Source organism: Kitasatospora sp. NPDC059817 (genome assembly GCF_042731835.1).
Taxonomy (GTDB): domain Bacteria; phylum Actinomycetota; class Actinomycetes; order Streptomycetales; family Streptomycetaceae; genus Kitasatospora.
This window is the reverse complement of sequence record NZ_JBHWIR010000254.1, coordinates 1-8,022: the sequence shown is the minus strand read 5'-3', so window position 1 is coordinate 8,022 and position 8,022 is coordinate 1. Positions and strand designations below refer to the sequence as shown.

Below are 8,022 nucleotides of genomic sequence, written 5' to 3'. Positions count from 1 at the left end.
CGACGACGTGTACGGTCGCGGTGGCGCGTGCCACGGCGCTGGTGCCGGGGCCGATCGTGGCCAGGACGCCGGGCCGCCGGCCGGACCGGAGGTCGACGACCGGGTCGGAGCCGACGCGGCGCGGTGTCCCCCTGCGGGTCACCCGGCGGGTCACCCGGCGGCCGAGCGCGGCGAGGGCGGTGACCAGCAGGGCGGTGACCGGGGCCAGCAGCAGCGCCGTGTGAATGACCAGATGGAACGTCAGGCCGCCCTGCAGCTGCCGCCAGGCGGGCCGCCAGCCGCAGCCGCCGTTCAGGACGGCGAGCGGTCCCAGGCACCCGTCGGTGGACATCAGCAGCACTGTGCAGCCGAGGCCGAGCAGGGTGGCAGTGCCGGAGGCGACCAGGGCCGCGGGCAGCCGGAAGGTCGGTGCGCGGGCCGCGACCACGGCGGCGGCGGCCGCGCCGAGAACGATCGCCGCCAGGCACCAGATCGCGTAGCTGAAGGCGTACAGGCCGCCGCGCCGGTCCGCGCCCACGTGGAGGTGGTGCAGCCAGAGGTGGACGGCGCCGACGCCGAGGACGGCGAGCGCCCCACCACCGAGCGCGGCGCCCAGGGCGCGGCGCAGGGACGGCGGGCGCGGGGACGGCGGGCGCGGGCCGGGCGCGGCGTCCGGGGCTGCCCCCGGCCTGCCGGCCGCCCACAGGGCGAGCGGGACAGCCCACGCTGCGACGGCGGCGAGCGGGACCAGCGGCACCCGGACCACGTCGCGCAACACCGGGAGCACCTGTGCCATCAGGGCGGTGGTGTCCGGGCGGACCGTCCCGGTGCCAGGGAACCAGCGGACGACGGCCTGCTGGGCGCCCCCGCGGTCGAACCAGGAGCCGTGAGCGAAGGACGCACCGTAGTAGTCCCACCAGGTGAGCCAGGCCGACAGCACCAGCCACCCCGCCACCAAACCCAGCGCCAGCGGGAAGCGCAGTGACCGCCCCGGCCGGACAGTGGCCGCCAGCCGGGCGCACTGGGCGGTCCAGCAGGTGAAGCCGACGGCGGCGGCCACCACCAGGCCCAGCGCCCACCAGCCGACCGGCAGCCACAGCCCTCCGGTGGACTGCCCGTTGAGCACCGATCCGGCGGCCATCCCCGCACCCAGCCAGAGCCCGCCTCGCACACCGGTAGGGCAGCGCAGGCCGAGCACGGTGGCCCGGACCACCGCCCGCCACAGCAGCAGCGCCGTGGACGTCGACACCACCGCCGCCGGGAGGGCCCCGACGGCCTGGTAGAGCCAGCCGTTCATCATCGCCATGTGCGGCACGAAGTGCCACATCAGGTGGTAGTTCGTCAGGGAGGCGATCATGCCGATCAGGAACATCAGCAGCGCCCTGACCTCGAACAGCGGAGCCGGGTCCGCGAGCGCGTCGCGGCGGACCTCCCAACGCGGATGGATCCGCACCGTCTCCATCGCGGCGTCCGCCCACCTCCGCACCCCGCGCAGGCTCTCCCGCACGGGCATGGTGGCCCACACATGCTCCAGCGGCGCGCCCCACCGGCGCGCCGTGAGATCGGCGTGCAGCTCGCGGCTGCGCAGCACGTCCGCGCGGACGACGGAGATCACCAGTACGGTCAGCACCGGCAGGACCAGCTGACGCGAGTTCATCGCGGTGAACAGCGGGGCGCCCGCCGCCACCAGCCGGACGCTCACCCAGAGCGTCACCAGCACGTACGGGCACAGCACCAGGACGAGGAAGGAGCGCCACAGCGCGACAGTGGCGTAGGTGACCGTCAGGTCTCGGTTGGCGACATGGGCGAGCTCGTGCAGCACGACGGCGTCGAAGGTGTCCGGGTCGGTGTCGCGGCAGGCGACCAGGGCGCCGTTCAGCCGCAGCCGGGGACGGCGGTTGCTGCCGAACACCGCGCCGCCCCGGGTGAGCGCGGCGGGGGCCACGAACAGGGCCGGCACCCGGTCGACCCGGTCGGCCGCCAGCTCCCGGACCCGCGTGCCCACCGCGCCGGTGCGGTCGACCCCGGCCAGCTCAACACAGAGCCCGGGCCTCTGCTTCCAGCGCGGCAGCACGGACGCGACGGCCGCCGCGAGCACCAGCACGGCGGCCGGTCCGAGCAGGATCTGCCACCACGGCAGCGGCGGGTCGTCGAGGGCGATACACGGCAGGTAGGCGAGGGCCTGCCCCGTCGTTCGGAGCGTCCCGCCCCACGTGCCGAGCCGGTCGACGTCGACCCCGGCCGCCAGTAGGCAACCGGTCGAACTGCCCGGACGGAAGTACATCAGGACCGGCAGCAACATCGATCCGCTGGACGCCACGATCAGCACCAGCAGGAGGCCGAAGCGGGCGCTGGTGCCCGCGCCCAGGACCCGTTCGTCGAGGGCGGCCGGGCGCGGCCCGGCACCGGTCATCGTTCCCCCGGCACGTGGCCCGGGCCGCCCTCCGCCGCCTCGTCCGGCCGTTCGTCCGGTTGTTCGTCCGGCTGTTCGTCCGGGTCGGCCAGTGCGAGACCGGCCACCACGCCGTCGGCGATCCGCAGTCCCAGGTCCGGGGAGAGCCCGGCTTCCCCGGCCGCGTCGAGCACCATGCGGTGGACCAAGCGCTGCTGATCGCGGGTCAGTGGCGGGATGACCTCGGGAGCCGACCGGCGCCGCCGCACCCGCCGCCGTACCCGCCGCCACAGCGCCGACGATCCGCGCGAGGCGACCTCCACCAGGTTCTCGGCGAGCTTCTCGCGGGCCCGGTCCAGGGTCAGCCACAGCAGCGGGGCCACCAGCGGAGCGATCTCGGCGAGACCGAAACCGAGCGGATCACGGTCGCCGCGCCGCCGTCGCAGCCGTCGCAGCCGGGCGAGCACCTCGGCGTCGCTCCGTCGCAGCAGGCCGTCGACCATGACCGCCTCCTCGGGCGCGCAGACGGCGACCACGTCCCGTACCAGGTCACGGACCCGGACCCCGACCGCCTGCTCAGATGGCGAATTCAACTGTCCTCCCGTCGAAGGAAACGCGTTTACTCCACTGCTCCACTACTCCGCGGCGGACTCTCGGTCTGTTGCGAACGACCTCGACGCGACTCGGTCGCGCGAGCGGTCGAACCCGAAGGCACTGTCGAAGAGGGCAGCGGCCCTGGTCACTTCCGCCACGAACCGGGTGGCCCGGTCATGGGCCGCCCAGATCTTGACCTGATGCTCCCGCCAGTAGGGGTGTACCCGAGTCGAGTTCGGCGACTCTTCGGTCGAGGTGGGCGCGTCCCGGGAGGCGCGGGACATGGCCTCGCGCACTGGCGCGACAAAGAGCAGGAGGGCGTTGCCTACGAGCCGACGGCTGCGGCTACGGCTACGGCTGCGGGAGTCACGAACAGTTCGGACGCCCTGTTCGAAGGAAGCAAGGCACGGGTTGCCGTCGTTCTCGAACGTCTGCTTGATATGCGGGAGTTGGCCCCGTTGATCAACCCTCGGACTCAGGACGCGCTCGCCGCCATGCTCCCTCGAAGTCATCACGGCCGATCTCCCTGGCCACGTATTGCGGATCATGAAGATCGAACGGCGCATTGAACGGCCAGTCCTCAACGCTCGTCTTGACTGAACCACCGTCCCGGCTGGTCTCGACCTGCCGCAACCGCCGTCCGTACCCGGGGGTGCGGGGCGGCGGCGCATCCGCGCCCCGGCAGGCAAAACCAGGTGCCGCGGCCGCCGCTCCTCCCTACGCTTCCCGCCATGGACAGCACCGGGGCCGAGCGGCTCCTGAACGTCGTGGACGTCGAAGCAACCTGCTGGGCCGGCGGCCAACCGCGGGGAGCGGTCAGCGAGATCATCGAGATCGGACTGACCGTCGTCGATCTGGACGCCGGCGAACGCCTCGCCCGCCACCGGATCCTGGTGCGGCCCGCCCGATCCACGGTCAGCGAGTTCTGCACGGAACTGACCGGCCTCACCCAGCACGAGGTCGACACAGGGGTCAGCTTCGCCGAGGCGTGCCGGCTCCTGGCGGCCGAACACCACGCCGGGGCGCGCCCGTGGGCCAGTTGGGGCGACTACGACCGCAACCAGTTCACCCGGCAGTGCCAGGCCACCGGGACGCCGTATCCCTTCGGCCGGCACCACACCAACGCCAAAACGACCTTCACCGAGGCATACGGCCTGCGCAAACGCCCCGGCATGGCGAAGGCCCTGGAGCTCGCCGGACGGCGACTCGAAGGCCGTCACCACAGCGGCGAGGACGACGCCTGGAACATCGCCGCCCTCGTGCTCCACCTGTCCGAGCGGGGCGTCTGGCCGGATCCGTGCTGACCACTGGATTGCCGACCATCGTCAGCGCCTGTGCCTGTGCCTGTGCCAGGTGATGGATCACTGGGTTCCGATGCTGTCAAGGTAGGGAGACAAGCCGCCGCCAACAGATGAGTGCGCATCCGCGAGTGAGGAAGGCTTCGTGGATGTCGTCACAGGAGTAGAGCTCTCCAAACGCCCGCTTAGGCTCGTCAGGGTGTGCCCACCGCCGCCCTGGCGGCCCGCTCGACCTCGGCGAACCGGGACTGCCGGAACGCGGCGTCGGGCTGCGAATTCGCGTGGCTCGCCTCGGTCCCGGTGGCGCCGTCGAGATGCTCGCGCAGGATGTCGGCGTGCCCGGCGTGCCGGTTGGTCTCGGTGAGCACGTGCACCAGGATGCTGAACAATGTGACGTTCGGACGGGGCCACCAGGGCACGTAGCCCGGTGCCTCGACGGTGAGGGCGTCGATCGTCGCGTCGGAGTGCTCCGCGACCCGGCGGTACCGGCCGACGATCTCCTCGCGGGTCTCGTGCTCGGTCACCCACATCGCCTCGGCCCAGAGCCGCTCGTCGTCCCACCGGCCCAGCGGCTCCGGGCACGGGCGGCCGAGGACGTTGCCGAAGTACCGGTACTCGATGTTCGTGAGGTGCTTGACCAGTCCGAGGAGGCTCGTGCCCGAGCCGGTCAGAGGTCGGCGGACGTCGTATTCGGACAGCCCGTCGAGCTTCCAGACCAGCGCCTCCCGGACATCGCGCAGATCACTGTGCAAGTACTCCTTGGCGAATTCATCGATCACGGGGACGCAGTCTGCCATGCACGGTCCGTGAGACCGGCCCCGGGCCCGACAGGCAGACGACGAGGAACCGGCACTGCGGGAAGCCGGGACCGATCGCTCCGCATCCGTTGGTCCGGGGCCCTGATGAATGAACAGAAGAACTCGACAGGGAAGCACACGGCATCGCCGGCCCCCTCGCCCTGCTTGCCCCTTGCCCTGCGCCACGGTGCGGAGGTGGACGGCCGGCGCTCGACGATCATCCGAACGGGTGAATCCGGCGGCGGCTACGCGCTGCGCGACCTCCTCGGCCGCCCGGGCGTCCGTGACCGCCTCGAAGCCGGTCTGACGGCCGGGCTCGAACAGGCTCTCGCCGCCTGCGCGCTGGGCTCCGCCCCCTGTCCGAGCCCGTCCGCGGCCAGTTGGAGGACGCCCTCGGCCGCGCCCGGAGGTGCTCGAAACCTCCCCGTTCGACCCGGGCTCGCCCGGAGGTAATCCGCTTGAACGCCGCGCTCGAACAGCACCATCATCGGAGACCGCCAACCTCTGGGAGGTTCCTTAACTCAGGTCCGCAGAAAGAAACTTGGACGTCGGATCGCCTTCTTCCAGCACACTTGCGCGCCCGCGCGCCGACGGTGTTCGGAGGAGCTGTGGCGAAGACCGGCACCGACCGGCGGAACGTACCCGCCCGAGAGACCAAGGAGTCCACCCGGTGATCGACTTCGACATGCTGACCGGCCTCGCCTTCCGCGAGGGCGCCGAACGGATCGGCGTCGGCGTGGTGGTCCGCGACACCTGCGGCCGGATCCTGATGATCCGCCGGGCCGCGCACGACGTCCTGCCCGGCCTGTGGGAGTACCCGGGCGGCGGCCACGAGGACGGCGAGCCCGTGGCGGCGGGCGCGGCGCGGGAGTTGGCCGAGCAGACCGGGCTCGCCGGGCTGCCGCTGGAGTACGCGCGGAGCCTGGACCTCACCGACCCGAACGGCCGGCGCGTACGGCAGTTCGTCTTCGCCACCATCGTTCCGGAGGGCACCCCGGTCGTCCTCTCCGGCGACCACGACTCCCACCAGTGGGCTCCAGCGGACCGGCTGCCCACGACCAGCCACGGCCAGCGCGCGGTGATCGAGTGGCTGACCGGCCGCCTGGCGATCCCGGGCTGGCGGCCGGTCGGCGGCTACCTGACCACCATCGCCCGGCCCAGCGCCTACGGCTCCTTCCTGGTCACCGACCCCGCCGGCCGCGTCCTCGGGATGCGCTCGACCATCGACCCGAGCGTGTGGAACATGCCCGGCGGCAACGTCGAGCACGGCGAGAGCCCCTTCGACGCCGCGCTGCGCGAAGCCCGGGAGGAGCTGGGCCTGGACCTGGCCGCGGAGAACCCGCAGGTGCTCCGGCGGCGCCTGGTCGCCGTGATCCACACGCAGGCCGACGCCGACTACCCGGTCCCGGTCGCCGGCTACGTGTTCGACGGCGGCACGCTGACCGCGGAGCAGCAGGCCCGGATCCGGCTCGATCCGGCCGAGCACACCGAGTTCCGGTTCGAGACGGCCCACGACTGGCGCTCCCGGATGACCCCCGCCCACTACCAGCGGCTCCGGCAGGTGCTGCGCGCCCACCGCTCCGGCGTCCCGCTCTACCTGGAACACCCCGCCCCGGACGGCGACGACTTCGAGGGAGTCCTGGTCTTCGTCACCGACCGCGCGGGTCGACTGCTGATGCACCTGCGCGAAGACAGGCCGGGCATGGCCTGGCCCGGCTACTGGACTCCGATCGGCGGCTGGCGCGAGGGGGACGAGAGCACCGAGGAGAGCGCGGTGCGCGAGGTCCGCGAGGAGGCTGGCGTCGAGATCACCGGGCTGCGGACCCTCCCCGGCCCGCACCACGACCTCGGCCTCCCGCTCACCCGCATCCTGCACGCCGTCCGGGACGGCCCCGAGAGCGACCTGCGGCTCGGTGACGAGGGCCTGGCCGTGCGCATGGTGCCCTTCGACGAGGTGCTCGATCTGAAGGTCCCGCCCTACCTGCACCACTACCTGCCGCTGCTCGCCGCACCGGCGGACCAGCCCACCGGGGAGGCCTCGTGACCCGGCCCGACCCCGCCGACCCCGCCGGCCGGCCAGCCGACCCGTGCGCGTGATGCTCCAGCTCACCCCGCACCGCCCTGGAGCCGCTGCGCGGACCGGCGTCGACCCCGCGAAGTCCCCAAGTCCCCTTTGATCAAGCGCCCTTGGAGGTAGTGCTGTGGAGAGCCTGCGACAGGCGGTGGCCGTCATCGTCCACGACCGGAGTGGCGGCCGGGTCGCGACGATCAACTACGCGACGAACAGTTGGAGCACGACGCCGGTGTGGACGATCCCCGGTGGCAAGGTCGAGGTCGGCGAGCGCCTGGACGAGGCCGCCGCCCGTGAACTGGCGGAGGAGACGGGGCTGGAAGTCGACCCGCGCGACCTGCGGCTGGTCCACACGATCCAGGTCCGCCAGGGCTGGGACGGCAAGGGCCCGTTCCTGCTGTCGGTGTTCCTCGCCACCGCCTGGCAGGGCGAGTTGACGAACACCGAGCCCGGCAAGCACCTCGCCGTGGTGTGGTCGCCCGAGAACGGGCTTCCGCTGCCGATGTTCCCGTCCTCCCACGCCGCCCTGTCCGCCTACCTGTCCGGTGGCCGCGGGTTCTCCACCCACGGCTGGGCCGAGGGGTCCGACCCCCGCGACCTGGTCCAGGGCTGAGGAAGGCACCGTCACCTTCCCCACCCCAGCCGGATCCCGTACGCCTACCGCGCCGTGCAGCGGCCCGACGGCACGCTGGCCTCCTGCGCCATCGGCATCGTCTACCGCGGCTACCGCGGCCCCACCCACCCCACCGGCCGGTGGGCCCGGATCCACACCGTGGCCACCGACCCGGCCCACCGACGGGGGGGGGGCGCCCGCCCCCGCCCCCCCCCCCCCGGGCCCGCCCCCGGCGGGTTTTAAACAAAAGAGCCGGCCGCGCCAAAGACAGCGTTGTT

General features: G+C 72.7%; 5 protein-coding genes and 1 pseudogene. 3 read left to right on the top strand and 3 right to left on the bottom strand.

The features are described 5' to 3' along the window. Positions 1-1,984: pseudogene (locus ACFV61_RS32485) on the bottom strand (hypothetical protein); the annotation flags it as partial. A 404-nt stretch (positions 1,985-2,388) separates the two neighbouring features. After that, positions 2,389-2,964 carry a hypothetical protein gene (locus ACFV61_RS32480; RefSeq protein WP_063351713.1) on the bottom strand — a complete coding sequence of 192 codons (576 nt, stop codon included), beginning with the start codon at positions 2,962-2,964 and terminating at the stop codon, positions 2,389-2,391. Between the two features lie 732 nt (positions 2,965-3,696). Between ACFV61_RS32480 and ACFV61_RS32475 the strand changes: the two genes are divergently transcribed. Further along, positions 3,697-4,269 carry an exonuclease domain-containing protein gene (locus ACFV61_RS32475; RefSeq protein ID WP_380495569.1) on the top strand — a complete coding sequence of 191 codons (573 nt, stop codon included), beginning with the start codon at positions 3,697-3,699 and terminating at the stop codon, positions 4,267-4,269. A gap of 188 nt (positions 4,270-4,457) precedes the next feature. Here the strand turns inward: ACFV61_RS32475 and ACFV61_RS32470 are convergent, their stop codons facing one another. After that, complete coding sequence (locus tag ACFV61_RS32470) at positions 4,458-5,042, bottom strand: DinB family protein (RefSeq protein WP_380495567.1); 585 nt, start codon at positions 5,040-5,042, stop codon at positions 4,458-4,460. 688 nt (positions 5,043-5,730) lie between these two features. On the opposite strand from ACFV61_RS32470, the gene ACFV61_RS32465 reads away from it, so the two are divergent. Both ACFV61_RS32465 and ACFV61_RS32460 read left to right on the top strand, forming a co-directional pair. Then, positions 5,731-7,104 carry an NUDIX domain-containing protein gene (locus tag ACFV61_RS32465; RefSeq protein WP_380495565.1) on the top strand — a complete coding sequence of 458 codons (1,374 nt, stop codon included), beginning with the start codon at positions 5,731-5,733 and terminating at the stop codon, positions 7,102-7,104. Between the two features lie 157 nt (positions 7,105-7,261). Beyond that, entirely contained in the window at positions 7,262-7,744 is a 483-nt protein-coding gene (locus tag ACFV61_RS32460; protein WP_380375002.1) for an NUDIX domain-containing protein, read from the top strand. Positions 7,745-8,022: the final 278 nt, after the last annotated feature.